27 protein-coding genes are annotated in these 23,951 nt (G+C 65.9%); 9 read left to right on the forward strand and 18 right to left on the reverse strand.

What is annotated here, in order from left to right; all coding sequences use genetic code 11:
* Window positions 1–39: 39 nt before the first annotated feature.
* The 8 genes from tnpB to RGI145_RS23195 all read right to left on the reverse strand — a co-directional run bounded on the left by tnpB (window position 40) and on the right by RGI145_RS23195 (window position 6,971).
* Window positions 40–387: an IS66 family insertion sequence element accessory protein TnpB gene (gene tnpB / locus RGI145_RS23160; RefSeq protein WP_075800899.1), complete on the reverse strand. Its 348-nt coding sequence runs from the start codon at window positions 385–387 to the stop codon at window positions 40–42.
* Window positions 384–770, reverse strand: a complete 387-nt coding sequence (tnpA, locus tag RGI145_RS23165; protein WP_075800900.1) for an IS66-like element accessory protein TnpA — start codon at window positions 768–770, stop codon at window positions 384–386. The genes tnpB and tnpA overlap by 4 nt, the downstream gene beginning before the upstream one ends.
* Window positions 771–910: 140 nt before the next feature.
* The gene (locus RGI145_RS23170; protein WP_075800901.1) at window positions 911–1,807 is read right to left on the reverse strand and encodes a metal ABC transporter substrate-binding protein; all 897 of its coding nucleotides are present in this window, start codon (window positions 1,805–1,807) and stop codon (window positions 911–913) included.
* Window positions 1,808–1,823: 16 nt separating this feature from the next.
* On the reverse strand, window positions 1,824–2,657 hold the full coding sequence (locus RGI145_RS23175) for a metal ABC transporter permease (RefSeq protein ID WP_075800902.1): 834 nt from the start codon (window positions 2,655–2,657) through the stop codon (window positions 1,824–1,826).
* Window positions 2,658–2,882: 225 nt separating this feature from the next.
* Window positions 2,883–3,026, reverse strand: coding sequence for a DUF2474 domain-containing protein (locus tag RGI145_RS23180; protein ID WP_083671540.1), 144 nt, complete (start codon window positions 3,024–3,026; stop codon window positions 2,883–2,885).
* Window positions 3,027–3,028: 2 nt separating this feature from the next.
* A complete protein-coding gene (cydB, locus tag RGI145_RS23185) occupies window positions 3,029–4,036 on the reverse strand; it encodes a cytochrome d ubiquinol oxidase subunit II (RefSeq protein WP_075800903.1) in 1,008 nt (335 codons plus the stop codon).
* A 12-nt stretch (window positions 4,037–4,048) separates the two neighbouring features.
* Window positions 4,049–5,458: a cytochrome ubiquinol oxidase subunit I gene (locus RGI145_RS23190; protein ID WP_075800904.1), complete on the reverse strand. Its 1,410-nt coding sequence runs from the start codon at window positions 5,456–5,458 to the stop codon at window positions 4,049–4,051.
* Window positions 5,459–5,591: 133 nt separating this feature from the next.
* Entirely contained in the window at window positions 5,592–6,971 is a 1,380-nt protein-coding gene (locus RGI145_RS23195; RefSeq protein WP_075800905.1) for an aminotransferase-like domain-containing protein, read from the reverse strand.
* Between the two features lie 191 nt (window positions 6,972–7,162).
* Between RGI145_RS23195 and hemA the strand changes: the two genes are divergently transcribed.
* Window positions 7,163–8,386 (forward strand): 5-aminolevulinate synthase, encoded by a 1,224-nt coding sequence (hemA, locus tag RGI145_RS23200; RefSeq protein WP_075800906.1) that lies wholly within the window; start codon window positions 7,163–7,165, stop codon window positions 8,384–8,386.
* Between the two features lie 109 nt (window positions 8,387–8,495).
* Entirely contained in the window at window positions 8,496–9,956 is a 1,461-nt protein-coding gene (locus RGI145_RS23205; protein WP_237183374.1) for an MFS transporter, read from the forward strand.
* A gap of 163 nt (window positions 9,957–10,119) precedes the next feature.
* Here RGI145_RS23205 and RGI145_RS23210 read toward each other — a convergent pair whose 3' ends face one another.
* Window positions 10,120–10,596 carry a GlcG/HbpS family heme-binding protein gene (locus RGI145_RS23210; RefSeq protein WP_075800908.1) on the reverse strand — a complete coding sequence of 159 codons (477 nt, stop codon included), beginning with the start codon at window positions 10,594–10,596 and terminating at the stop codon, window positions 10,120–10,122.
* A 245-nt stretch (window positions 10,597–10,841) separates the two neighbouring features.
* Between RGI145_RS23210 and RGI145_RS23215 the strand changes: the two genes are divergently transcribed.
* Complete coding sequence (locus RGI145_RS23215) at window positions 10,842–11,156, forward strand: HU family DNA-binding protein (protein WP_075800909.1); 315 nt, start codon at window positions 10,842–10,844, stop codon at window positions 11,154–11,156.
* Here the strand turns inward: RGI145_RS23215 and RGI145_RS23220 are convergent.
* Window positions 11,153–12,451, reverse strand: a complete 1,299-nt coding sequence (locus RGI145_RS23220; protein WP_208864054.1) for a DEAD/DEAH box helicase — start codon at window positions 12,449–12,451, stop codon at window positions 11,153–11,155. The genes RGI145_RS23215 and RGI145_RS23220 overlap by 4 nt on opposite strands.
* Window positions 12,452–12,470: 19 nt before the next feature.
* On the opposite strand from RGI145_RS23220, the gene RGI145_RS23225 reads away from it, so the two are divergent.
* Complete coding sequence (locus RGI145_RS23225) at window positions 12,471–12,785, forward strand: transposase (RefSeq protein WP_237183369.1); 315 nt, start codon at window positions 12,471–12,473, stop codon at window positions 12,783–12,785.
* A gap of 6 nt (window positions 12,786–12,791) precedes the next feature.
* Here the strand turns inward: RGI145_RS23225 and RGI145_RS23230 are convergent, their stop codons facing one another.
* Together RGI145_RS23230 and RGI145_RS23235 are read right to left on the reverse strand one after the other, a co-directional pair.
* Window positions 12,792–13,358: a recombinase family protein gene (locus RGI145_RS23230; RefSeq protein WP_075800911.1), complete on the reverse strand. Its 567-nt coding sequence runs from the start codon at window positions 13,356–13,358 to the stop codon at window positions 12,792–12,794.
* A 204-nt stretch (window positions 13,359–13,562) separates the two neighbouring features.
* Window positions 13,563–14,549 (reverse strand): LysR family transcriptional regulator, encoded by a 987-nt coding sequence (locus RGI145_RS23235; protein WP_335740099.1) that lies wholly within the window; start codon window positions 14,547–14,549, stop codon window positions 13,563–13,565.
* Between the two features lie 23 nt (window positions 14,550–14,572).
* Here RGI145_RS23235 and RGI145_RS23240 point away from each other — a divergent pair, with 23 nt between their 5' ends.
* Together RGI145_RS23240 and RGI145_RS23245 are read left to right on the forward strand one after the other, a co-directional pair.
* Entirely contained in the window at window positions 14,573–15,436 is an 864-nt protein-coding gene (locus RGI145_RS23240; protein WP_075800913.1) for an SDR family oxidoreductase, read from the forward strand.
* Window positions 15,437–15,724: 288 nt separating this feature from the next.
* Window positions 15,725–16,351, forward strand: coding sequence for a recombinase family protein (locus tag RGI145_RS23245; protein WP_075800914.1), 627 nt, complete (start codon window positions 15,725–15,727; stop codon window positions 16,349–16,351).
* On the opposite strand, the gene RGI145_RS23250 is transcribed toward RGI145_RS23245, so the two are convergent.
* From RGI145_RS23250 to RGI145_RS23265, 3 genes are all read right to left on the reverse strand, one after another.
* On the reverse strand, window positions 16,306–16,728 hold the full coding sequence (locus RGI145_RS23250) for a TrfB-related DNA-binding protein (protein WP_083671507.1): 423 nt from the start codon (window positions 16,726–16,728) through the stop codon (window positions 16,306–16,308). The genes RGI145_RS23245 and RGI145_RS23250 overlap by 46 nt on opposite strands.
* Before the next feature lie 421 nt (window positions 16,729–17,149).
* Complete coding sequence (locus RGI145_RS23260; protein ID WP_156878762.1) at window positions 17,150–17,470, reverse strand: hypothetical protein; 321 nt, start codon at window positions 17,468–17,470, stop codon at window positions 17,150–17,152.
* Window positions 17,471–17,617: 147 nt separating this feature from the next.
* Window positions 17,618–18,442, reverse strand: coding sequence for a DUF932 domain-containing protein (locus RGI145_RS23265; RefSeq protein ID WP_075800917.1), 825 nt, complete (start codon window positions 18,440–18,442; stop codon window positions 17,618–17,620).
* A gap of 182 nt (window positions 18,443–18,624) precedes the next feature.
* On the opposite strand from RGI145_RS23265, the gene RGI145_RS23270 reads away from it, so the two are divergent.
* Both RGI145_RS23270 and RGI145_RS23275 read left to right on the forward strand, forming a co-directional pair.
* Window positions 18,625–18,942: a type II toxin-antitoxin system RelE/ParE family toxin gene (locus RGI145_RS23270; RefSeq protein ID WP_075800918.1), complete on the forward strand. Its 318-nt coding sequence runs from the start codon at window positions 18,625–18,627 to the stop codon at window positions 18,940–18,942.
* 4 nt (window positions 18,943–18,946) lie between these two features.
* The gene (locus tag RGI145_RS23275) at window positions 18,947–19,228 is read left to right on the forward strand and encodes a helix-turn-helix domain-containing protein (protein WP_075800919.1); all 282 of its coding nucleotides are present in this window, start codon (window positions 18,947–18,949) and stop codon (window positions 19,226–19,228) included.
* Window positions 19,229–19,742: 514 nt separating this feature from the next.
* On the opposite strand, the gene RGI145_RS23280 is transcribed toward RGI145_RS23275, so the two are convergent.
* The 3 genes from RGI145_RS23280 to RGI145_RS23290 all read right to left on the reverse strand — a co-directional run bounded on the left by RGI145_RS23280 (window position 19,743) and on the right by RGI145_RS23290 (window position 22,476).
* Window positions 19,743–20,237: a hypothetical protein gene (locus tag RGI145_RS23280; RefSeq protein WP_075800920.1), complete on the reverse strand. Its 495-nt coding sequence runs from the start codon at window positions 20,235–20,237 to the stop codon at window positions 19,743–19,745.
* A 124-nt stretch (window positions 20,238–20,361) separates the two neighbouring features.
* Window positions 20,362–20,694 carry a replication initiation protein RepC gene (gene repC / locus RGI145_RS25945; RefSeq protein WP_237183370.1) on the reverse strand — a complete coding sequence of 111 codons (333 nt, stop codon included), beginning with the start codon at window positions 20,692–20,694 and terminating at the stop codon, window positions 20,362–20,364.
* Window positions 20,695–20,922: 228 nt separating this feature from the next.
* The gene (locus RGI145_RS23290) at window positions 20,923–22,476 is read right to left on the reverse strand and encodes an ISL3 family transposase (RefSeq protein WP_075800875.1); all 1,554 of its coding nucleotides are present in this window, start codon (window positions 22,474–22,476) and stop codon (window positions 20,923–20,925) included.
* 668 nt (window positions 22,477–23,144) lie between these two features.
* On the opposite strand from RGI145_RS23290, the gene RGI145_RS23295 reads away from it, so the two are divergent.
* Complete coding sequence (locus tag RGI145_RS23295; RefSeq protein WP_075800850.1) at window positions 23,145–23,855, forward strand: IS6 family transposase; 711 nt, start codon at window positions 23,145–23,147, stop codon at window positions 23,853–23,855.
* Window positions 23,856–23,951: the final 96 nt, after the last annotated feature.

A 23,951-nucleotide genomic window follows, 5' to 3' on the forward strand; every position in this document is an offset into this window, starting at 1 on the left:
GGACAGCCGCGCTTTGCCAGCACAGTCCTCCGCTGAGGGTCAGCCCGCGGCCTGAGGTCTGTAAGTCAGTTGCGGGTTCCGCCAATCGATGCCGTCAAGCATGTAAGCCAATTGCGCAGCGGAGATCGGCGCGACATCGCCTGCGGTCGTGGGCCAGAGGAAGCGTCCTCGTTCCAGCCTCTTGGCGTAGAGGGACATGCCGAGCCCGTCGTGCCACAGGATCTTGAGCAGGTCGCCGCGCTTGCCCCGAAAGACATACAGATCGCCCGCGTGCGGATCACGTCCGAGCGCCTCCTGCACCTGCAGGGCCAGACCATTCATGCCGCGGCGCATATCCGTATGCCCGACTGCGAGCCAGACGCGGACACCAGAGGGAACCGGGATCACCCGCGGAGCACCAACAGCAGACGGCGCAGGGCAGCCGCCCCGATGTTCTCAGCCACGCGCAGGCGCGTGCCGTCCGGCAACACGATCTCGACGGAGCGCTCACCCTCCAGGGCATCGCCCGGGCAGGATGCTCCTCCAACCCGTTCCATGGCCTCGGCTCCAGGAAGGGCTGATACGACGTGGACAGGCACAAAACTCGGCGTCTCGACCACCAGCCGTCCCCGCCGCTGGGCGTCACGCCACTGCCAGATCAGGCCACGGCTGACGTCATGCCGTCGCGCGACAACAGCAAGCCGGGCACCGGCATCAATCTCGGCCAGGATCCGGAGCTTGTCCTCCGTCCGCCAGCGCCGACGCCGCTCCACCCCATTGATGATCTCCATCCCACCCGCCCGCCCTTACCGACACCCTTAAGAACATCCGTAAGATCAGAGATCACCCAAGGCTGAGAAGGCGTGACTCACCGGATGGGTACGCTCTACCTCGCCTTCATGGAGGCGAAGCTCGCAATGCTCCTTCCGATCTACATCTTCCCATCGCGCATGGCTGCCGCAAGCTGATCGACGTTATAGCGGAACATGGCCGCGTAGGTCGGTGCCGGCCCATCTGGAGGCGACAGAGCCTCGACGTAGAGCTCGCCGCCTGGCTTCGCTCCAGTGGCGCGGGCAATCTGCTGCACAAGACGCGAGTCGTTGCTGTTCTCAAAGAAGTAGGCGCGGACATGCTCGCTCCTGATCTGCTCGATCAGCTTTGCCATCTGCTGCGCAGACGGTTCGCTCTCGGTCGAGATGCCGAGCGGGGACAGGAAAGTGACCTTATAGCGGTCAGCGAAGTAGCCGAAGGCGTCATGCGTGGTCAGCACCTTGCGCCGGGCGAGCGGAATGGCTTCCATTGTCCGCCGCGCGTAATCGTCGAGTTGCTCAAGCTGTCGCGCATAGCGGTCGCCGTTTTCCTGATAGGCTGCGGCCCCGGCGGGATCCGCGGCTGAGAGCGCGCGAACGATGTTGTGCACGTAGATCACGCCGTTGGCTGCGCTGTTCCAGGCATGGGGGTCGGTGACCTTCCTGCCGTCCTCCTCCATGCGCAGCGTCCGGATCCCGTCCGAAGCCACGACAGGTTTGCCGGCGTAGCCGGAGGCGGAGATCAGCCGATCCATCCAGCCTTCAAGTCCGAGGCCGCTGACGAACACGATATCAGCCGCTTTCAGGTGGCGTGCATCATCGGGCGAGGGTTCGTAGACATGGGGGTCTCCATTCGGCCCGACCAGACTGACCACATGCACGCGTTCGCCGCCGACCTGGTGCACCATGTCTGCGAGCACGGTGAAGCTCGCCACGGCTTCCAGTGTCTTAGCCAGGGCGGGCTGTGCGAACGCCATCACGGCCAGCGCCGCACCAACCATCAGATATCGTCTTTTCATGAAGGTGTTCCTTGGGTCAGCCCGCGAGGTGCGGGCGCGGGATCAAACGGCGCAGCCATCCGCGCGGGCCGAACAGCAACGACAGGGCGTAAAACAGTCCGGCCGTCAGCACGATCGACGGGCCGGAAGCGAGGCCAAGATGAAAGGAGACGATCAGTCCGATGAACCCGGACGCCATGGCCATGCACGCCGCGGTGGCCGCCAGCCCAGGTAGGCTGCGGGCCCAGAGCTGCGCGGCCGCTGCTGGCAGCATCATCAGCCCGACCGCCATCAAGGTCCCGAGCGCCTGAAAGCCTGCGACAAGGTTGATGACCAGCAGCGCCAAGAACAGCAGGTGGTACAGCGAGCCGTGCCCATCCACCGCGCGCAGGAAGCCCGGATCGAAGCATTCCACCACAAGTGGCCGATAGACGACGGCGAGCACCAGCAGCGTGAAGGATGAGATCGTGCCCACCAGGTACAAAGCCGGTGCGTCGATGGCGAGGATGGTGCCGAACAGCACATGCAGGAGGTCGATGTTGGAGCCGCGCAGGGAAACGATCAGCACACCCGCGGCGAGGGAGATCAGATAGAAGCTGGCAAAGCTGGCATCCTCGCGCAGGGCCGTGGTGCGGGTCACCACACCGCCAAGGCTCATCGCCGGCAGCGACAGTCCGGCCAGCAGATAACCGATGGCCGCACCCGGGAGCACGGCGTGGCTCATTGCGTCTCCGACCAGGCTCATGCGGCGCAACATGAGCAGCACGCCGACCGGCCCGGAGCCGAGCGCCAGGGCCATGCAGGCGACCAGCGCGCGCCGCATGAAGCCGAACTCCACGAAGGGCTGAGCCACGGCCTGGTAAAGGGTCATGCCGCCACTCCGGGGCGGGCGCAGAGCGGGCACAGGTTCGGCTGAACAGGTTTGCCGGAATCATCTTTTTCGGCCTGGCGTTCAAGTTGGTAGCATCGCACCGCTGACCTGTGCACCGCACCGGGGCCGTCATCTGGGAGCCGTGGCGGGGCGGCATTCTCCTTCAGAGCATCCAGGGTCCGGCGGAGTGGGGCCGGGTGCCCCACTCCAGACAAGTCCCTTGGGTCACGTCGTCATTCCAGCGCTGCGCATGAGCAGTCGGAACAGCAACGCGGCAATCGCGAGACCTCCGACGCTCAACGTCCAGATCAGGACCAGCCAGCCGACCCGCTGCGACCAGAGCCGGAGGGACGGAGAGGAGTGGCTCAGCCTCAATGGTATCCCTCGCCGGCTTTCACCTTGCCGCGGAAGACGTAGTACGACCACGCGGTGTAGGCGAGAATGAACGGGATGATAAACAGGGCGCCGATCAGCGCGAAGCCCATGCTCTGCGGCGGCGCCGCGGCGTCCCAGATCGAGATCCCGGGCGGAATGATATTGGGCCACAGGCTGATGGCGAGACCGGTGTAGCCCAGGAACAGCAGCAGCAGAGACAGGAGGAAGGGCGCGGCGTGACTGTCGCGGCCGAGCGCCTTCCACAGGCCGATCGCCGCCACCAGCACCAGCACGGGCACCGGCGCGAAGAACAGCAGGTTCGGCAGCGCGAACCAGCGGGCCGCGACCTCGGCATGCGCCAGGGGGGTCCAAAGGCTGACGACCAGGATGGCCACGAGCAGGGCGATCATCACCGGCCGCCCCAGGGCCCGCATGCGGGCCTGGAGTTCGCCTTCGGTCTTCATCACCAGCCAGCTGGCACCCAGGAGCGCGTAGGCGACCGGGAGGGCAAGGCCGGTGAACAGGCTGAAGGGCGTGAGCCAGCCGAACAGGCCCCCCACATAGGCCCCGCTCTCAAGCGGAAACCCGTTGATGAAGGCGCCCAGCGCAGCCCCTTGCGAGAAGGTGGCGATGTAGGACCCCCAGGCGAAAGCCTTGTCCCAGAAGGGCCGGTGCGCCTCGTCGGCCTTGAAGCGGAACTCGAAGGCGACGCCGCGCCAGATCAGGCCGGCAAGCATCAGCACGAGCGGGAGGTAGAGAGCACTCAGGATGGTCGCATAGGCCAGCGGAAAGGCGGCGAGCAGCGCCGCCCCGCCCAGCACCAGCCAAGTCTCGTTTCCGTCCCAGACCGGTGCCACGGTGTTGACCATCGTGTCCCGGTCGCCCCGATCCGCCACGAAGGGGAACAGGATCCCGATCCCCAGGTCGAAGCCGTCCATGACGACATACATCATCAGCCCGAAGCCGATGATGATCGCCCAAATGAGGGGAAGGTCGATGCCCATGATCACACCTCCTCAGACGATGGCCGGATCGATGTCGTCGGGTGCGGCCGAGAGCGGCCGCGCCGGGCGCAGCACCTGGCCCTTGTCCTGCGCGTGGTCGTCGCCGACCGTCGGACCCTTGGCGACCAGCTTGATCATGTAGCTGATGCCGGTGCCGAAGACCGCGCAGTACATGACGAGGAACACGGCCAGGGTCGCCGAGAGCGCGAGGGCCGAATGGTTCGACACCGCATGCTCGGTCCGCATGACGCCATAGACCACCCAGGGCTGGCGTCCGATCTCGGTGGTGAACCACCCGGCCAGGATGGCGATCAGGCCGCTCGGTCCCATCAGCATCGCGAAACGCAGGAAGAGCCTGGAGCCATACAGCCTGCCGCCACGGCGCAGCCACAGGCCCCAGACGCCCAGCAGCAGCATCAACATGCCGAGGCCCACCATCACCCGGAACGACCAGAAGACGACGGTGGAGTTGGGACGGTCCTCCGGCGCGAACTCGCTGAGGCCCCGGAACTGGCCGTCGAGGCTGTGGGTGAGGACCAGGCTGCCGAGGCGGGGGATCTCCACCGCGTAGCGTGTCGTCTCCGCCGCCATGTCGGGCCAGCCAAACAGGATCAGCGGCACACCCTGTCCTGGCTCGTTCCGCCAGTGCCCCTCCATGGCGGCGATCTTCGCCGGCTGATGCTCCAGGGTGTTCAGGCCATGAGCGTCGCCGACGGCGATCTGGATGGGCGCCACGACGAGCACCATCCACATCGCCATCGAGAACATGGTGCGCACGGCCGGTGCGTTCCGCCCGCGCAGCAGGTGCCAGGCCCCCGAGGCACCGACGAACAGCGCCGTCGAGAGATAGGCGGCGATGGTCATGTGCACGAGGCGGTAGGGGAAGGACGGGTTGAAGATGACCTTCAGCCAATCGACCGGCACGACGCGGCCGTCGATGATCTCAAAACCCTGCGGCGTCTGCATCCAGCTGTTCGAGGCCAGGATCCAGGTCGCGGAGATCAACGTGCCGAGGGCGACCATCAGCGTTGCGAAGAAGTGGAGGCCTGGACCGACCTTGTTCCAGCCGAACAGCATGACGCCGAGGAAGCCGGCCTCCAGGAAGAAGGCGGTCAGCACCTCATAGGCGAGCAGCGGGCCGGTGATGCTGCCGGCGAAGGAGGAGAAGTAGCTCCAGTTGGTGCCGAACTGGTAGGCCATGACCAGCCCGGAGACGACACCCATGGCGAAGTTGACGGCAAAGATCTTCGACCAGAAATGATAGAGGTCCCGAAAGAGGCCGTCCTTCTTCCAGAGCCAGAGGCCCTCCAGCACCGCGAGGTAACTGGCAAGCCCGATGGTGATCGCCGGGAAGATGATGTGGAAGGAGACGGTGAAGCCGAACTGGATGCGGGCCAGCTCGAGCGCGGTCAGTCCGAACATGACAAACCTCCCTGGCCTGCGCCCGCGACGCCATGCTGCTGACGCGACGATGTCCGGTGAGAGAGACGCGGCGAGGGCAGCACGACGGCGGCCCTCTGAAGAAAAGACACGGCTGTCAATCCTTTGTCCGAAACTACACGACCGCCCTCGTGGTGAGGGAGGGTTGTGACAGGAGGCTCACGAGCTGGGTCAGTCCGTCCTCCAGCACGCCGCGATCGGGCGCGACGCCGAGCGAGATCCGCACGGCCTCGATGGGATGCATTGTCACGGCAAAGGCGGCGCTCGGAACGATGGAGACGCCGGCACGATCGGCGTGATCGGCGAAGTCCGAGGCGCGCCAGTGTTCGGGCAGCTGGAGCCAAAGGTGATGCCCGTGCGGATCGGCGGCAAAGCGGAGGTCTGTCAGGATCGTCGCCGCGAGCTTCTGACGCTCGACGTTCTCAATGCTGATGGCGCGGCTGAGCTGGTCCAGGGTGCCGTTGGCAATCCACCGGCTGGCCAGGGCTGACATGAGCGGTGGCGCCATCAGGACGGTGGTGCGCAGAATGCCGGCAAGCCTGAGAGCACCAGCGGCGCTCGGCGCGGCCACATAGGCGACGCGCAGGGCGGGCGTGGCGCATTTGGACAGCGTGGCGATGTGCCAGGTGATATCACCGGCGAGCTCCGCCATCGCGACGGTCCGCTCGGGTCGCAGCGGCGCGTAGGGATCATCCTCAATGATGGCGACCTTATGCTTGCGGGCGAGCGTCGCGATCGCGCGGCGCCGGTCCTCGGGCAGGGTGACCGTGGTGGGATTGTCGATGCTCGGGATCAGGTAGAGCGCCTTGGGCGCCTTCTCCCGGCAGGCCTTCTCAAATGCGTCAGGACGGATGCCGTGCTCGTCCATGGCGAGTGGCTCCAGGACGAGCCCCCGCTGGGCGGCCACCGCCTTGAAGCCGGGATAGGTCATCGCCCCAGCCACGACCACGTCGCCCTTCTGCAGCAGAAGCTCGCAGATGGCGAACAGGGCGCACTGCGCGCCGCCCGTGACCACGACCCGATCCCCGGTCAGGCCGGGCAGGCGAGGCGCGAGCCAGCAAGCGGCGGCATGCCGGTCCTGGGCCGCGCCAGTGCTCTCCTGATAGTGGAGACTGAGCATCCCGCGCGGGCTGTCGAGGATTCCCACGATGCCCTGGGGGAAGATCTTCTTGAAATCGGCCACGGAGGGCTGCGGCGGGATGTTCATGCTGAGGTCGATCAGCGGCGCGGGCTCGACGGCGGGACCGCTACCCTTGGGCCGCTCGCTGACATAGGTGCCGCGCCCGGCCTGGGCCTCGATGAGGCCCCGCCGGCGCGCCTCGTTGAAGGCCCGGGTTACCGTGGTCAGGTCAACGTCGAGTGCTTCGGCGATGGCGCGCTGTGGTGGCAGCCGCTCACCCCGCGCGACCCGGCCGGACCTCACGTCCGTCTCGAGCGCCTCCACGATCCCCAGGTACTTCATGCGAGCGCCGTCGTTCAGCCACGGGTGCCACATCGCGCCCTCACTTTGTATGGTCTAATGCCATACATTACTAGCATAGGCGGGTTGAGGATGGAAGCAGATCTCGCGGCATGCAGGGGTTCATTGTATGCTTCTATGGCGTACATTATGGTCCGGGGCGTAGCCGCCTGCCAGGGCGCGGGTGACCACCCCGACGGCCCAACCCTGCCCGAAAGTGCCGAAGAATGAACGTCGACGCCGCTCTCCAGAGCCTGGTCACCGAGATGAAGCAGGACGGTCGCTACCGCACCTTCATCGAGCTGGAGCGCCTCGCCGGCGCCTTCCCGGTGGCCCTTTGGCACCACCCGGATGGGGGCACGCGACGCGTGACGGTCTGGTGCAGCAATGACTATCTCGGCATGGGTCAGCACCCCGATGTCCTCGCCGCCATGCACCAGGCGATCCACCGCTGCGGCGCCGGCACGGGCGGTACCCGGAACATCTCGGGGACCAACCGCCAGCATGTGGCGCTGGAGGCCGAGCTGGCCGAGTTCCACGGCAAGGAGGCGGCGCTGATCTTTACCTCCGGCTGGATCTCGAACCTGGCCGCCTTGGGCACGCTGGGCCGGCTGCTGCCCGGCTGCGCCATCTTCTCCGACGCGCTCAACCACAACTCGATGATCGAGGGCATCCGCCGCTCGGGGGCGGAACGCTTCATCTTCCGACACAACGACGTGGCCCATCTGGACCAGCTGATGGGGAGCATCGATCCCGAGCGGCCAAAGATCGTCGCCTTCGAGAGCGTCTACAGCATGGATGGCGACATCGCGCCCGTCGCGGCGATCTGTGACGTCGCCGAGAAGTACGGTGCGATCACCTACCTCGATGAGGTGCATGCGGTCGGGCTGTACGGCCCAGGCGGCGGCGGGATCGCCGAGCGTGAGGGGATCGCCCACCGGCTAACCCTGATCGAGGGCACGCTGGCCAAGGCCTTCGGAGTGATGGGAGGCTATGTCGCCGGCCCCGCCCTCATGATGGACGCGATCCGGAGCCTGGCTGACAGCTTCATCTTCTCGACCTCGCTCGCCCCTCATCTGGCGGCAGGCGCGCTTGCCGCGATCCGGCACGTGAAGGCCCATCCGGAGATCCGCGCCCGCCAGGCCGAGAACGCCAGCACCCTCAAGTCGATGATGAAGGCGGCTGGCCTGCCGGTGCTCGACACGCCCACACACATCCTGCCGGTGATCGTGGGTGAGGCGCATCTGTGCCGTCGGATCAGTGAGCTGCTGCTCGAGCGGCACGGCATCTATGTCCAACCGATCAACTACCCCACGGTGAAGCGTGGCGAGGAGCGGCTGCGCATCACGCCGACCCCGTTCCACACCACGACGCAGATGCGCGATCTCGTCGATGCGCTGGTCTCTGTCGGCGAAGAGGTCGGCTGGACCCCTGTGCGCCGGGCTGCCTGATCCCTGCCTCAACCCGACAGGGAGCAGTGCCTTGACTGTTCACCACCCCAGTGAGAGCCGCGCGATCAACCCGCTGCCCATCCTGCTCACCGCCTCGACGGGCTGCGCGATGACGGTGCTCGACACCAACATCGTGGCCATCGTGCTGCCGACGATCGCGCGCGACTTCCGGGCGAGCTTCGCCGAGATCGAGTGGGTGATCAGCACCTACGTCCTGTGCTTCGCCTCCCTGCTTCTGCCGGCGGGCGCCATCGCGGATCGGTTCGGACGGCGGCGGGTGTTCCTCTCGGGCATCGGCGCCTTCGCGGCCGCCTCCCTGCTGTGCGGACTGGCACCCTCGGCGACGGCGCTCTGCCTCGCCCGGGCCCTCCAGGGTGCCAGCGCCGCCTTTCTGCTGGCCCCAGCCCTGGCGGTTATCGGCCACACCTTCCACGGCGAGGCCGAGCGCAATCGTGCCTGGTCGATCTGGGGTGGCATGATGGGCCTGACTATGGTCCTGTCACCCGTGCTGGGTGGCCTGATCGCGCACGCCCTCGGTTGGCGCTGGGCCTTCTACGTCAATGTCCCGATCTGCGCCGCGCTCGCGGCGGCCACCCTTCTGCTGGTGCAGGAATCCAGGGACGCCGCGGCGCGCAGGCTCGACCCGGCCGGGATCCTGTCCTTCTCCGCCGCCATGTTCGGGCTGACCTGGGGGTTGATCAATGGCCAGGCGCATGGCTGGACCTCCCCGAGTGCCCTGACCGGCTTCGCCGTGGGGATCTGCGGCGGCGGCGTCTTTGTCACCGCCGAGCGCCTGCAGGAGCGGCCCATGCTAGACCTGGGCCTGTTCCGCCTCCCGCGCTTTGTCGGCGCCGTCTGGGCCATGTTCGCCTACGCCGCCTGTGCTCAGGTGATGGCCTCCCTTCTGCCGCTCTTCCTCCAGAACGGCCTCGGCCGCACGGCGCTGCAGGCCGGCATCGCCATGCTGCCCTTCGCGCTCGCGATGCTCACCTTTCCTTATGTGGGCCGGGCCCTCGGCCGCCACCTCAGCTCGGCCGGCGTCCTCACCACCGGCCTGATCGTTGTGGGCCTCGGCAACGGGCTGACCGCCTGCGGCGCCAGCCTCGGCATCGGGTGGACGGTCATTCTTGGCATGGCAATCCTGGGCAGTGGGGGCGGCCTGCTGAACGGTGAGACCCAGAAGGCGATCATGAGCGTGGTGCCCCACGAGCGCGCGGGCATGGCATCCGGGATCAGCACCACCGCGCGGTTCTCGGGCATTCTCCTGGGGTTCGCGACGCTCAGCGGTGTCCTTGCCACGGTGGTCCGATGGACGCTCGCTGAGCCGGGCCGTTTCGCGCCGGGCTTTGCGGACTCGGTCGCGGCAGGCGACCTGCCGAACGCGGTGGCTGGGCTGGCCGGCATCGAGCGCGCCCGAGCGATCGAGCACGCCCATGCCGCCTATTCGGCCGGCTTTTCCGCAGCCCTCGCGGCGGCGGGGGTGGTCGCGGTGATCTCCGCCGTGATCGTCAGCCGGCTGTGCAGGGCCGGCGTTCCCGCGAGCCAGGACACGCTACGCCGCAAGGCGTGATCTACATCCCGCCTCGCCTCAGCGCCCGCCGTTCACGCTGTGCGGGCGCCCTGCCGGCCGAGAGCAGCGCGGAACTGCACGAGGCTGGGCTGGGCGTCATCATCGCGGCGAGACACGCAGCCCGGGATCGAGGCTGACGGCCAGGATGGTTCGGCATGCTCACTCAATGAGGCAGAGCGGCACGGCCGGCTTCGGCGATGGCGACGTCATGCTGCGGCGTCTCCGCCGACACGCCCACGGCGCCGACGACCTGTCCACCTGCAACCAGCGGCAGGCCGCCAGCCATCATCACGAAGTGCGCGGTGATGGCTGCAGGCCGTTGGCCATTGATCGCCTCCTCGAAGACGCTGGTCGGACGCCGGAACATGGCCGCCGTTCGGGCCTTGCCCGCGGCGATCTCCGCGGCGGCTGGCCCGGCCCCGTCCAGGCGTGCCATCGCGATCAAGGCGCCCCCCGCATCCGCGACGGCGATCGCGCCATGCCAGTCCTGCCGCCGCGCCTCAGCCTCGGCCGCCGAAAGGACGGTCCGGGCCGCCTCCAGGGTGAGGACGGGCTGGCTGGGCAATTCCGCCGCGAAGACCGTGCCGGGCACAATGGCCGGCAGGATCGCCAGCGCGGCGAGCGAGAGACGACGGGACATGACGAACTCCTGGCGAGGTGGGAGAGATCGGGACAGCGGACAACGGCCCCAGCCTTGGCTGGCCCGGTATCCAGGCCGTCAAGCCATACAAGCCAAAACTGGAGCCATACGCAAGCCGGACGTTATCCAACCATGGCGAGCTAATGTATGGCTCAACTGTGTGGCTGAGGAGTTGCTGCGAAGTACCCAATGCGTCGATCGTCTCGGATCTTGTTGTGGTTCGAGCGACATCGTAGAAGCCCGGCATGTCGAAGAAATTCCTTACCGACGTCATCCAGCAATCGTCAGGTCTGACGGGCGTTGCCTCGGGACAAGTGGCAGCGGATCTGATCGCAGCCATCAAGGCCGAGATCATCGAGACCGGGCGATTCTCCCTCCCCGACTTCGGCTCGTTCACGGTGCGGGAGACGCCGAAGCGCAGTGCGCTCAATCCGCGCACCGGCGAGAAGGTCGCCGTGAAGGCCGGCGCTACTGTCAAGTTCAAGCCATCGCCGTCTCTGAAAGAAGCGGCCTTTGCCGGCGTCAAGAAGGCGAAGCGGAAGGCTGCCAAGGCAGGCTAGGACGACCGCACCGAAGCTGGCCGCCCGACGGGCGGTTTCCACTCGCTCCGCTGCCGCGCGGACCAGGCGTACCGGGCATCGTCCTCGAGCAGATGGAGATGGTCGGCGAGGCGGTTGCGCTCCATCCAGCCGATCGCCGCCTGCAGCTCCGCGAGGGTCATCTGCGCCCGGCTCTTGTTGCCGCTGACCCGCTTCAGGCAGGCATTGTAGCGGTGATACAGGCCAGGACCGGCGACGCCGCCTCGTAAGCCCGCTCGTCCTGCCTCGTCCTCAACCGCCTGAGCCGCCACCATCTCACCCAGCCGCGCCCGGAGCCGCCGTTCGGCGACCGAGGGAGGCTCGAGCATCTCGCCCTGTGCCTCCTCCTGCTCCGGCCGCCGCATGGCTAACTCCGGACCTGGTCGCAGTGTGTCGAAACGCATGGCAAGGGCGTTGGAGGCGAGGGGGGTGATCCCCTCCTTCGGCGGCGGCAGCTGGTCCCGCAGCCAGAGCGGCAGCGCATCCTGGCCGCGGCGGGGCTTCGGCCGCCTGGCGAGCGTGCCCTGCTCCGTCTCCATGCGGCGGCGGAACTGCGCGAAGAGCGGGTCGTCCGGGTGGAACACCAGGGCGCGCTGATCTCCATAAGGCCCGGCATGCGGGTCCACCCGCGTCGCCCGGGCCACCATCTGCTCCAGCCAGGGACGCGAGCGGATATGCGTCAGGGCCGCGACGACGGCGACTTCCGGCGCGTCCAGCCCCTCATAGGCCATGGCGACCGTGACCAGGATCGAGGGCTCCGCCCGTAGCCGGAAGGCGGCGAGGACCTCGTGGGCCCGCGGGGTGTCGGAGGTCGCAATCTGCGCCACCTCCTCCGCCTGGGCGGGCGGGATCCAGCGACGGATCACCTCGAGGTAGTGCTTGGCGGCGGCCTGATCCGGCGCCACCACTAGCAGTTTCCCTAGGCCTCGTGCAGCCTCGCCCGGGGCCAAGCCACGGTGCTCCCGGCGGCGGGATCGCAGGTCCCGGACCGCCAGAAAAGTCTCGCGGAGCAACGCCTCGGCGAAACCGGTGCGCAGCGCCGTGAAGAGGGCAGGGCGCGTGGTCTCCTCGGGATAGGCCCCGGCGAGGCGATGCGGGCCCAGTTCGACGCCCTCCTCGTCGCGCCAACTGGCTTCGCCATCCAGCGCCCCGAAGGTGACGGGCAGCACGGCTTTTTCGGCCAGCGCCTGCGCGCGCGAATAGCCAATCACAGCCCAACCAGGGGCGTCGAGTTCGACCTCGCGGGTGCGAGCCTTCGGTCCCTTGCGGTAGGGCACGCACAGCGAACATGAGGGCGTGCGCGAGCTGGTGCGCGGCGAGATGCAGACGCCCCTATTCAAGCGGTCGATGCGGCTGCGTCGGGGCGTCGAGCGGGTGTTTGCCGATGCCAAGGGTAAGCGGGGGTTAACCCGTTTGCACCTTCGCGGCCTGCGCGGTGCCGAGGAAGAGTTTCTGTTGGGCGCGGCCATTGCCAATCTCGTGCTATTGGCCCGTTCTGACGCACGACCGGCACGGACCCGCCGCCGGCCCCCGGTGCCGGAACGGATCGACCACATGGCCCGGATCAGTCGGGGCCGGTTCGAGCAATCCTACTACGCGACGATCTTCTGACGCTGGTTAGCCGGGTTCGCGCTCGGCCGCAGGGAAGTGGCGATAGAAGGTGGAACGGCCGACCTGTAGCAGCTTCGCGACCTTCGCGGGTTTGTCGCCGGCCTTGAGCAGCTTGCGGGCGGTGTCGAGCATGTCGGGCGTCATGACCGACTTGCGGCCTCCGCCCGTACCGCCCTTTGCGCGCGCCGCTGCCAAACCGGCAATCGTCCGCTCCTTTATAAGTTCGCGCTCCATTTCCGCGACGGAGGCGAGGATATGGAACAGCAGCCGGCCGGATGGGGTGGCCGTGTCGAACCCGTCCGTCAGGGACCGGAAATCAATTTTGCGAGCGGACAAGTCGGCCGCCAGTTCGATTAGGCCCCCAATCGAACGGCCCAGGCGATCGAGCTTCCATATCACGAGCGTATCGCCAGCCCGCACGAAATTGAGAGCTTCGGTCAGACCGGGACGTTTCAACTTCGCGCCACTCACCTTGTCGGTGAACAGCTTCTCGCACCCGGCCTTGGTCAGCGCATCGGTTTGTAACGTCAGGTCCTGATCGGCGGTCGAGACACGCGCATAACCAACCAGCATGAGTCCCGTTATCCCATCTCAAACAGCGAATTTCGAGACTCATATTTCGGGAACATATTTTGGGAAAGCCTCGGCAGGGATACAGCGGATATTTATGTCGGTGCCGGTCGTCCCGTTGGAGGTCCTTTGCGGGAAGGCTCCCAGACACCCGATCGTTGTTCCGTTAGAGTCGGATGGACACGACGGCGGTGCAGGAACAGATCATCACGATCCGGCGCGACCAGGCCGGTCAAGCTCTCGCTGTTCCGCGAAGGCCGCGCACAGAAAATCGACAAATGCGGACAGCTTGGGGCTGCGCAACCGCCGCGACCGGTGGAGAACCCAAATTTCGGCCGGACGGTCGGCCGACCGCCCCCAGCAGGTTAGCCGCCCTTCAACGAGGTCGGACGCCACTACTGAGCGCGGGAGCAGGGCGGCGCCGGTGCCGGCCAGCACCGCCTGTCGGGCCGCGAGGATAGAGGTTGTCCACAAGACCGGCTGCGGTCGGAAATCTCTGTGTCTGTCTTTCTCTTGAACGGTCCAGGGTCGTTCTGTCGCGACGCTCGACAGGACGACGGCTGGGACAAGTATCTCCCCAACCGTAGAGGTTGGGGGGCATGGTCCGGACGCAACCAGCAGCATGTCGTCTCGGTAGAGCAGACGCCCTACCAGCTCGTCGTTCGCGTCCGGATTTACCCGGACCACGGCATCGAAGCCCTCTTGAAGCGGGTCGATCACCCGGTTCTCGCTGACGATCTCTAGGATCATTTCGGGATAGCGTCTGGTGAAGGTGGCCGCGATCGAGCCCATATGAAAGTCGGTAAACAGGGTCGGCGCGCTGACGCGCAAGCGCCCACGGGGATGGGCAAAGCCGCCCGCAAGAGACCGCCCCGCCTCGTCGAGTTCAGTTAGCAGCGCGCACGTGCGTTCGAAGAGTGCGACGCCCTCGTCGGTCAATCGGAACAGGCGGGGGCCGCGCTCTACGAGAGGGACACCCAACGCCTCCTCTAATTGGCGCAGGCGGCGCGACAACGTCGTCTTGGGCACGGCTGCGGCCCGGCTAGCTCGCCCGACGCCACCATGCTCGGCAATCTGCTGAAAGGCGGTGAGCGCTACGAGGTCCATACGTGCCACTGGTGGCACACTGCGGATCATATCGTCCACTACTGGACCAAAGGTCCAACCATTAAGTGCCGCGATCAAGGCGTCCACCCACGAGGCAGCAGGAGACGATTGTGACGATTTTGGTGATTGGCGGTACCGGGAAGATCGGCTCGTTCGTCGTGGAAGAGCTCGTTCGGCGCAACGCGGACGTGAGCGTGCTCGGCACGAAAGCCTCAGGCAACGCAATTAGCGGTGGCGCACGCTACATCCGGGGCGATACGCTCGACGTCGATTTCGTGCGCGAACTGCTCGCTTCGGTCAGTACCGTGTTCCTGCTCAACCCTGCTACCGACGACGAGCTTGCAAGGGCGTTGCTGGTGCTCGGCTTGGCCGAGGAAGCGGGCATCGAGCGCTTCGTCTATCTCTCGATGATGGGCGCAGACACGTTCAAGAACTCCTCGCGCGCAGCGGCCAAGTTGATGACGGAGCACGTTATAGCGGAGCGCGGTCTGCCGACGACGATCCTGCGGCCTAATGCCCTGTTCCAGAACGACGTACTGTTGCGCGACGCGATCCTCAACGACCATGTCTACGCCACTCCGCTGGGCGACATCGGCGTGACGTTGCTGGACGGGCGTGACCTCGGCGAGGTTGCGGCGCTCGAACTGCTACGGCGGGAAGAAGCGGCCTCCCCTTTGCCCTCGGTGACGATCGAGGTCGTCGGGCCCGAGACCTTCAAAGGGAGCGACATGGCTGCATTGTGGTCTGACGTGCTCGGCGAGCCGATACGCTATATGGGTGACGACCTCGGATCGGTCGAACTGTCGATGCGTCAGGCAATGTCACCTTCGGCCGCCTACGCCATCAAGCAGGTCTTTGTAGGCATCCTTTCCCAGGGTGTGCTCGGACAGCCTGGAGCTGCGGCCGATCTAGAGAAGCTGCTTGGCCGCCCCCTGCGGAAGTATCGAGCGTTCGCGACGGAGTTGGTGGCCTGAGTTGCGGCTTGTTCGAGCACTGGCCGGTGGGTGAGGCACCTGATCGTCTCGTTCCCAGTATACCATCCCATGCGAGACGGGATCGAGAAACCTTGGGGTTTCATTTCGCCCTCAACCGGACCGGCTACCAGCGCGCATTTTTCAACAGCCCCGACCGTTTTGCGAGGGGTGAAGCCTTCGCCTGGAAATCGCCCGTCCGATGGCATAGTATCCATCTGAAAACCCCTCGCAAACCTAACCGTCGTAAACTAGCGGTCGGTTACGGGTTGTTGGAGACAAAGGGAGCGAATGGCGCAGCTCGTCGGATATGCCCGCGTCTCAACGGCGGACCAGAAGGCCGCCGGCCAGCTCGACGCGCTCAAGGCCGCTGGCTGCGAACGTGTCTTTGAGGAAACCGCGTCGGGTGCGCGAGCTGGGCGCCCGATCCTCAAAGCTGCGCTCGACTACATGCGCGAAGGTGACACCCTCGTTGTTTGGCGCCTCGATCGGCTTGCGCGCTCGTTGCCGCAGCTCATCGAGACTGTCGGCACGCTCAAGAAGCATGGGGTGGGGTTACGATCGCTGTCCGAACAGATCGACGCCAGCAACGCGGCCGGCGAGCTGATCTTTCATATGTTCGGCGCTCTGGCGCAATTCGAGCGCGCCTTGATCCGTGAGCGGACCAAGGCCGGACTAGATGCCGCACGGGCTAGAGGAAGGACGGGCGGGCGGCCTCGGCGGCTGACGGAAGCCGACATAGACACGGCGCGCACGTTGCTAGAAGCAGACCCGCCGGTGCCCTTCTCGGAAGTGGCCCGGCGCCTAAAGGTCGGTCCCTCGACGCTTTACAACTACTTCCCGGCCGCTAGCCGGCGCCCGCGTGGAAAGGCTTACGCGGGGGAACCGGAGCTGCTGTTAGCGCCGCCTGCTGCATAGGCGGCGCGCGCTTCCTCGGCCATCCGCTCAACCTGGGCCGCCAGCTCGGGCGGCAAGAACACATCGACGCGGCGCCAGTCGGCCGGAAACTCCTTCATTGCTTCTTCAACGCGCCGAATGATGCCGTTGACGCGCTGCCGGCTGGTGCCGTGCTGCGTAGCAACCTCAACGGGCCGCATCCCGTCCACAAAGACGGCGCGAGCGACGTTGTAAGAGTCGATCGTGAGGCGGCGTAAGCGAGGCTGTAGCGCCTCGAACTCGGCCGCAGTCATTCTGCCTTCTGCCATGCGCGATCCCTCGCCCGCTCTTTCCGCGCCGTCAATAGCTGTAAACAATACATATTCCGCTGTTGACGAACAAGCGTGCGCGGCGGTCATTGGACACCTAAGCGACGTAGGGCGGTTGCGATGCCCGCATATGTCGCGGGATGGATACGGTCGCGCGTCGGCAGCTCTGCAAGGTCTAGGACATAATCGCCGCAGCTCGCCGCCACGGCCTCCACCTGGGCGGCTGCGCCTCGATGGTAGGGGAGCAGCCACACCACGCGCGCAGCCTGTATCTTGCGCCTTGTCGCCCAAAGGCTCGCCGTCAATCCGGGTCGGGTTGGGTCGTTCGTCCCGATCCCGACGATAGCGAAGCGGGCCGGCGGCGCCGGCAGCCTCCAGCGTGCCACCTCGGCCGATCCTGCACCAACCCGGGCGACGATGGGGCAAGGGAGCGCGGCCCGCCGATTAAACGCCTGGGCGGCATCCTGGGCGGTGCTGTCGCCCACAAAGAGGCAGGCGAGGGCGGCGGCAATCATGCGAACAACTCCCCCTGTCGAAACTCGGCCGGCTCGTCGCCTTCTGTGCCCTGCCAAACGATCCCGTCGCCCTGGTAGATCGTGAGGAAGCCGCGCCGGTCCTGCTCGGGCCTGGGCCGTCGATCTGGCTCGTAGTTGTAACAGGCGCTCCGGCCCGTCGCCCGCCAATAGTCATAAGCCGATCCGTCGTGCGGATCGGGCGCCTTCCAATGATGGCAGCGAGAGCAAACGGCACCCGCTGGCATGGGGGCATAAGCGGGAAGGGCAGGGCGGTTGTGGCCGATCGGTGCCGGCTGCGCGTCCAGCAGCTCGGCCACGCTGTCACTCGCGGCGAGCTGCGCGCGGCGCTGCTTTCGGGTTGGATGGGGGTGCATCGCTTGACCTGGCTAGACGACGATCGCGGTTCAGCCGCGATTCTGGGAAGCGGAAGGGGCGCGGCCTGGGCCGCGCCCCGCTCGGGGCCGTTAGGCCCGGAGCTTCCGCATTTCCTCGGCCAGCACCCACAAGGCACGATTGACCTTCACGTTCTGGTCGATGCCGTTGATGGGGCGGGTTGTCACGCGCTTGCCGGTGCGGTTGCGCCCGTGAACGCCGCCCTTCGTCATGTTCTCCTGAACCCGGTTAAACGTGGTCCAAAGGTCGCCGCTGCGATCCTCGTAACGCTTCGCCTGTAGGAGCTGCTCGGCCTCAATCGGTGCCGGGTTCTCATCGTCGTAGCGAAGCGCGAGGGCGGCACGAGCAAACGCGGCCTGTTCCGGCGCCGGCAGGGCAAGGGCCTTCATCGCCTCAGCCTGCTCGGTCGCCTTCTCGAAACCATCAAGGACGGTATAGGCGCCCTCGATAACCTGCCCGATCACATCACCCTTATGGGGCACACGGAAGTCCGCGAGCGTGTCACCGCAGACCATCCCGTTTTGACAGACAAAGCGGAACATGCCGGCGAGCATCTGATAGCTGCTCGTTCCGTCGTGGCTGTTCAACAGGATGATTTCGTTAGCCTCGCGGCCGGCGATTTGGTTCGCGTGGCGAAGCCGGATCATGTGCTTGGTGTGTTCGCGCTTATCGAGGTTCCGCACCTTCGTTTGGCACGCCATGAAAGGCTGAAAACCCTCTTTGCGAAGGCCCTGCAAAACCTCGATCGTCGGAATGTAGGTGTAACGCTCCGAACGGCTGTCGTGGGGCGCTTGGGCGAAGATGGACGGCACAACGCGCGCAATCTCGTCGTCGGTCAGGGGCGACGCCGACCGGATGGCGGGGGACTTAGCGGCGAAACGGCTGGAAAGCTGCATAGGGGTCACTCCTGCATGTGTCACCGGAGCCTTGCGGTTGCCGCCGCGTCGGGTCCGGGTCGGCTCTACCGAACCAACACAGGAACAATAGCTTAGCAGTCCTACGCCGTCAATACTTGTAAACACTTTGAATTATTTTATTTACGATTGCTATCCTGTATCGGTTTTGATACACTCACCCCGTGAAGCCGATTACGTTCTTAGGCGATAGTCTCGCTCGGCTCCGGGACTTCCCGGAGGATGCTCGATCGGAGGCAGGCTTTCAGCTTCGCGCCGTCCAGGCCGGAGACGATCCGGCCGATTGGAAGCCCATGAAAACCGTTGGGCCGGGCGTGAGGGAGGTAAGGGTCAGGGAGGCGTCGGGAGCCTTCCGCGTGCTGTATCTCGCAACACTGCCGGATCGTGTCTTGGTCCTGCACGCTTTCGAGAAGCGGACCCAGCAGACATCGCAAAAAGACATCGAGATTGCCGCTAAGCGGCTCCGGGCATGGAAGGAATAGGGCGATGGAAGCGCAAACCTTTGGTGACGTTTTCGACGCAATCGCGGACACGCCGGCCGAAGCCGCCAGCATGAAGGCGCGGGCCGATCTGCTCGCCGCCCTGGTCGCGCGAGTTAGGACCTGGGAGGTTACGCAAGAGGTCGCGGCCGGACGCCTGGGTGTCACACGGCCCCGCCTCAACGATCTGCTTCGAGGCAAGCTCGGCAAGTTCAGCTTGGACGCGCTTGTCGATCTGACGACCGCTGCCGGCCTGACACTGCAAATCCGCATCGCTGACGCGGCCTGAAAGGGAGGATGGGTTTGCACCGTGCAAATCCTCCCCCTTCACCCCGCCCCTTGTTCGACGCGCGCCGCAGGCGAAGGAGAACCCCTCGACCGAAGGGCGAGGGGCGTTGATAGACGCCCCTCGTCCCGACACCATCAGAACCGCCGGGGCAGGGGGTGGGGGTCAACTGGCCTTCACAGGGACCCGCCTGCACGGAGCGGCGCGCAGCGACGCGGAGGAAGGTGGGTGGAAGGCCGGTTGGCGCCCGCGCCCTGGTCTGGCCCCCCTTCTTTCCGCCAGTCGGATCGTCACCCGAAGGGCCAAGACCCCGCTTGGGGGCTTGGGGAGCGAAGCGACTAGAGCCGCGGTGCCGCGCAGCGGCAGGCGCCGAACCCTTTGGCTTCAAAACCCCTGTAAATCGGGCTTCGATCTGCTATGTGTTGTCCCGCGTCTCCTGCATGGACCAACGCACCAATCGAGGCCCGGAGGGTTGCCGCCCGCCGGGCCTCATTTGCGTCCGGCTAGTTTCGACCACCTAACCCCGAATGGTGATCTCAACGGCAGACGGATCGACGCCGAACGTCGCAGCAAGTGCCGCCTTAGCCTGGGTGATGGTCATTCCCTGGATCGGCTGCGCCGTCGTGGAGCTGGCTTCCAGCTCCGGCATGGGCTTCCAATCAAGGGCGTCGAAGTCGATGTGCCCGTCGTAGTCCTCGACGGTGTAGAAGCGCACCGGGTTCCGGCCTTCCCATTGGTCGCCAACGTTGACCGTCGCGTACTCGCTGAACAGGATCAGCCACCGGCCATCGTGGTCGGTGGACTCCACCACGTCGGACACCTTGCCGACGATGAAGGCCGAACCGTGGGCCTCGTTGCCCTCCGCTTCCCGCGTGTTCGCATTGCGGCAACAGACCGCATACTTGCACCCCTTCGCCCGGTTGCGATCGAGCGCCCACGACTGCGTTCCACCTACCGCTAGGATGGTTTCGACCGACTTATAGGTTAGAACCTGAACGACATTTCCCGACATGCTTGCCTCCTACCGCAGCCCGACCGGCTGTGCCAAGGTATATGCAAGGTATACGATACATTGTCAACAGGTATCCTATACCTCGGCATACCTTTGCCATCCGCGCCGGGTCTTACGCCGGGGCCTAGTGCAACCGGTCTTTCAGCTTGTCGGCCAGCCCGAACAACGTCCGGTCCAGGCGCAGCGTCCCGCCTCGATGCAGCTCCACCATTTTCCGCAGCAACCCGCCGGGATTCCCAACCTCGCCGGCAGCTCGGCGCGCGTCGATCGCGGCCAGCGTCACAAGGGCCTCAAGTCGGCCTAGCGCCTCGCACGCCTGCCCCCATGCGTGCTGCGAGATTCCCAATTCGGACCGAACCAACGTGCTTACGTCCAGCAGCTCCGACCACGTCGGCGCGGGCTTGGTGATCCACGTTGCGAAGCTCGGGGCAATCTGAACGACGAACCCCGGCGACACGTTGAAGCCCCGGAGCGCGCTTTCCTGCCTTCCTTCCCTCTTGCCCGTCTCTACTGGTGCCGCTTGGTCTGCCCTCGGCCGGATGGCGATGACCTGGTTGTCTGCCTTAGCAAAAGCTCCGGGCCGACTAGGCCCGTCCGCTTTTGTATTCGCTTTAGCGATAAGAGGCTGGTTTGTAGGTGTGTGGATCGGCATGGAATAGGGGCTCTGACGCAATTTCGATGGCGGTCATCGGCCTGCTGCTATGACGCGGGCCTGGAGCAGGTCGAGATTCCCTCTGCCATACATCTGGCGTTTGACCACCTTCAGCTTGTTGATCTGCCCCTCGGCTTGGGCGTTGGACCAAGCGGAGGAAATTGCGGCTCGGACGGCGACATGATCCCGGGCGAGCCCGCGCGCGAACGGGGCCAGGAGGCTGGCTGCCGCCCTGTCGAGCCAGCCATCCAACGCGGCCTCATGTTTTCGGCGGATCAAGGCGTGAAAGGCTTCGACGATCTCCCGCGCCTGGACCAGGGTAGGCACCGCGGCTTCGATAGCAGCCACCGTCACAGTCTGCGTCTTGGACAGGCTGTCACGCGCCATGGTCATCAGGCGTGCCACGGTGCGGGCCGACGGAACACGGCTCAGCCCCTCGACGTTGACCTGCTCTGACCGGCGGCGACGCGTCGCCCACTCTGCGACCACCCGCAGCGAGCCGTGGAAGCCGAGATCGCGAAGCTCGCGCCACAGCGCGGCGCCGTTGCGGGCTCCAGCCGCCCAGCGCGCGTCCAGCCAGGGGAGGTGTGCCTCGAGCGAGCTTTCCCGCGTGCGGAACACATCCGCGCGCTGGCCGCGCAGGATGCGCCGCACCGTTCCGCGGCTATGACCGGTGCACCGGACGATCTCCTTGATCGCCTTGCCCGCCTTGTGCAGCGCCAAGACCGCGGCGTTGGCGTCCTCACGTCGGAGATAACCCTCGTACTGGAGCTTCTCCGCCGCGGTCAGCAGCCGGGGGTCGACCGTGGTGGCGCCGATAGCCGCGCGCACCTGGCGCATGCAGGCTCGGGTCGCGGCCAGAAAAGCCTGGCTGGCGTTCTCCATCAGGTGCCAACGATCGGCTACCTGCATCGCATCAGGTAGCGCCCGTGCCGCGGCCAGGGCGTAGGCGCCACCGCGGTCGCGGGTCACGATCTCGATCTGCGGCTGGCCGGACAACCAGGCCTGCGCCGTTGCGGGCTCGCGGTCGGGCAAGAGGGCGATAGTGCGTCGTCGCTCCAGGTCGCAGATCAGCGTGCCGTAACGGTGGTTGCGCTTCCACGCCCAATCATCGATCCCGACCGCCTGCGGTGGCGTGAACGCTGGGCTTCCACGGCGCCGGACGACCCGCAGCAAGGTGTCGTTGCTGACCGGTAATCGCAGCCTCTGGGCGAAGCTCGCGGCCGGACGGCCGCCAAGCGCCAGGCCGAGGTGGTGGACGATCTCGTCCAGCCGGGCCGTGCGCCGAGCCCATGGCGTCGCAGCCACGAACCGTTCGGAGAAGATGCGGCGGGGGCACAGGGCACGGTCGCAGCGGAACCGCCGGACGAGGAGCTTCAATTCCACAGGACGCCCGCTCAACGGGAGATCGGCCAAGTTCCGAGTGTAGCGGCTGTGCACTCGATGGCTGACGCCACCACAGCCGGGACAGATCCCTGCTACCGTTGATGGTCGCACCGTCATCACCACCGCTGTGCCGGTCTCGTCCACGCTCTCCAGGACGAATCCTGGCGGGATTAAAGCTGCTGGACTGAGGTTCCTCGCCATCCTGCTGATCCCTGACTGACCAGGGAACCCAGCACGTCAACTTCAGCAAAATTGAGTCAGAACCCCGTTTGGACGCCGATCACCCCTCCAACAGGGTTCCTATTCCATGCCGATCCACACCACGCTTCGTATCGGCGGTAAACACCGATCCGCCGAGGCCGAAGGGTGAATCTGTAGAGTTTCGCTGAGAACTGGGTTCTCCCGCAAATCCCGCGCTGCTGAGTGGCAGGAGGATGTTCGGAGGGGCAGGAGAGGCGCTGGTCTGTCACTGGCGGTGAGACCGTCCCCGGTCGCGTCCTTGCTGCTATCCTCTTCCATGGCGTGGTCACCACCGGCGCGCCAACGCCGGGCATAGCTCGTTGAACAAGCCGGAGACTACGCCACCCCTTTTCCCACCACAGCCGCGACAGCACCGCTGCTGGCTTGCTGTGGCAATCACGGGAGGGCAGGCCATGCGGTCTGGGATCGGCGTCGCGTCATTGGTGCCCGCCGAGCTCGCGGTGGACAGCGTCGTCCAGGGCGAAGGTGGGATCGTCGTCGCGTTCCATGGAGTAGCGACGAAGGCTGTCTGTCCGCTGTGCGGCACTATCTCGGAGCGTGGTCACGGCCGGGCATTGCCAAGTTGAGCGGCAGTAGCCGCAGAGAGCGAGCTGGGCGAAGCTGGCCGGATGACGCCTGACCCCGCCACCTACCCTGGCTACCGCTTTCCGGCGGAGATCATCAGCCACGCCGTCTGGCTGTATCACGCATTTGGCCTGAGCCTGCGGGATGTGGAACTGATCCTGGCAGAGCGGGGCATCACCGTCACGCACGAGAGCATCCGGAGCTGGTGCCGGAAGTTCGGTTCGGAGTTTGCGGCCAGGCTGCGGCGGCGCCGACCGAAGCCGGGCGACACCTGGCACCTGGATGAGGTGTTTCTACGCATCAATGGCGTGCTGCATTATCTCTGGCGCGCGGTGGACCAGCACGGCGTGGTGCTGGACATCCTTGTTCAGGATCGGCGGAACGGGGGTGCAGCCAAGCGGTTCTTCAAGCGCCTGCTCGCGAGCATGAGGTACAAGCCACAGCGGTTGGTCACAGACGGGTTGAAGAGCTACGGCGTGGCGCAGCGCGAGATCCTACCCGAGGTCCGGCATCGGAGCAGCCGCTATCTCAACAATCGGGCGGAGAACTCGCACCGGCCGACCCGGCGACGAGAACGGCAGATGCAGCGGTTCAAGTCGGCCGGGCAGGCTCAGCGGTTCCTCTCAGCCCACAGCATGATCTACGGCCATTTCCGTCCTCGCCGGCACTTGATGACGGCCGGTGAGTACCGGCGCGCTCGGGCCAAGGCCTTTCGGATCTGGCGGCAGGAAACCTGCGCCGAGGCAGCATCCTGATCCTGCCGCACCCTCAGTCACGCGGCCGAACTCGCCCCCTCGCTAAACAACTTGCCAATGCCCGGTGCCGACCGGCCGTAACCGCCAGACGGCGAG

The sequence above is a fragment of the Roseomonas gilardii genome, assembly GCF_001941945.1.
Taxonomy (GTDB): domain Bacteria; phylum Pseudomonadota; class Alphaproteobacteria; order Acetobacterales; family Acetobacteraceae; genus Roseomonas.

What these genes read in the sequence shown, in the direction of transcription:
- tnpA (WP_075800900.1), bottom strand. Translation starts at nt 770, where the DNA reads ATGGAGATCATCAATGGGGTGGAGCGGCGTCGGCGCTGGCGGACGGAG.
- RGI145_RS23170 (WP_075800901.1), bottom strand. Translation starts at nt 1,807, where the DNA reads ATGAAAAGACGATATCTGATGGTTGGTGCGGCGCTGGCCGTGATGGCG.
- RGI145_RS23175 (WP_075800902.1), bottom strand. Translation starts at nt 2,657, where the DNA reads ATGACCCTTTACCAGGCCGTGGCTCAGCCCTTCGTGGAGTTCGGCTTC.
- cydB (WP_075800903.1), bottom strand. Translation starts at nt 4,036, where the DNA reads ATGGGCATCGACCTTCCCCTCATTTGGGCGATCATCATCGGCTTCGGG.
- RGI145_RS23190 (WP_075800904.1), bottom strand. Translation starts at nt 5,458, where the DNA reads ATGTTCGGACTGACCGCGCTCGAGCTGGCCCGCATCCAGTTCGGCTTC.
- RGI145_RS23195 (WP_075800905.1), bottom strand. Translation starts at nt 6,971, where the DNA reads ATGTGGCACCCGTGGCTGAACGACGGCGCTCGCATGAAGTACCTGGGG.
- hemA (WP_075800906.1), top strand. Translation starts at nt 7,163, where the DNA reads ATGAACGTCGACGCCGCTCTCCAGAGCCTGGTCACCGAGATGAAGCAG.
- RGI145_RS23205 (WP_237183374.1), top strand. Translation starts at nt 8,496, where the DNA reads ATGACGGTGCTCGACACCAACATCGTGGCCATCGTGCTGCCGACGATC.
- RGI145_RS23210 (WP_075800908.1), bottom strand. Translation starts at nt 10,596, where the DNA reads ATGTCCCGTCGTCTCTCGCTCGCCGCGCTGGCGATCCTGCCGGCCATT.
- RGI145_RS23215 (WP_075800909.1), top strand. Translation starts at nt 10,842, where the DNA reads ATGTCGAAGAAATTCCTTACCGACGTCATCCAGCAATCGTCAGGTCTG.
- RGI145_RS23230 (WP_075800911.1), bottom strand. Translation starts at nt 13,358, where the DNA reads ATGCTGGTTGGTTATGCGCGTGTCTCGACCGCCGATCAGGACCTGACG.
- RGI145_RS23245 (WP_075800914.1), top strand. Translation starts at nt 15,725, where the DNA reads ATGGCGCAGCTCGTCGGATATGCCCGCGTCTCAACGGCGGACCAGAAG.
- RGI145_RS23250 (WP_083671507.1), bottom strand. Translation starts at nt 16,728, where the DNA reads ATGACCGCCGCGCACGCTTGTTCGTCAACAGCGGAATATGTATTGTTT.
- RGI145_RS23265 (WP_075800917.1), bottom strand. Translation starts at nt 18,442, where the DNA reads ATGCAGCTTTCCAGCCGTTTCGCCGCTAAGTCCCCCGCCATCCGGTCG.
- RGI145_RS23275 (WP_075800919.1), top strand. Translation starts at nt 18,947, where the DNA reads ATGGAAGCGCAAACCTTTGGTGACGTTTTCGACGCAATCGCGGACACG.
- RGI145_RS23280 (WP_075800920.1), bottom strand. Translation starts at nt 20,237, where the DNA reads ATGTCGGGAAATGTCGTTCAGGTTCTAACCTATAAGTCGGTCGAAACC.
- RGI145_RS23290 (WP_075800875.1), bottom strand. Translation starts at nt 22,476, where the DNA reads ATGGCGAGGAACCTCAGTCCAGCAGCTTTAATCCCGCCAGGATTCGTC.
- RGI145_RS23295 (WP_075800850.1), top strand. Translation starts at nt 23,145, where the DNA reads ATGACGCCTGACCCCGCCACCTACCCTGGCTACCGCTTTCCGGCGGAG.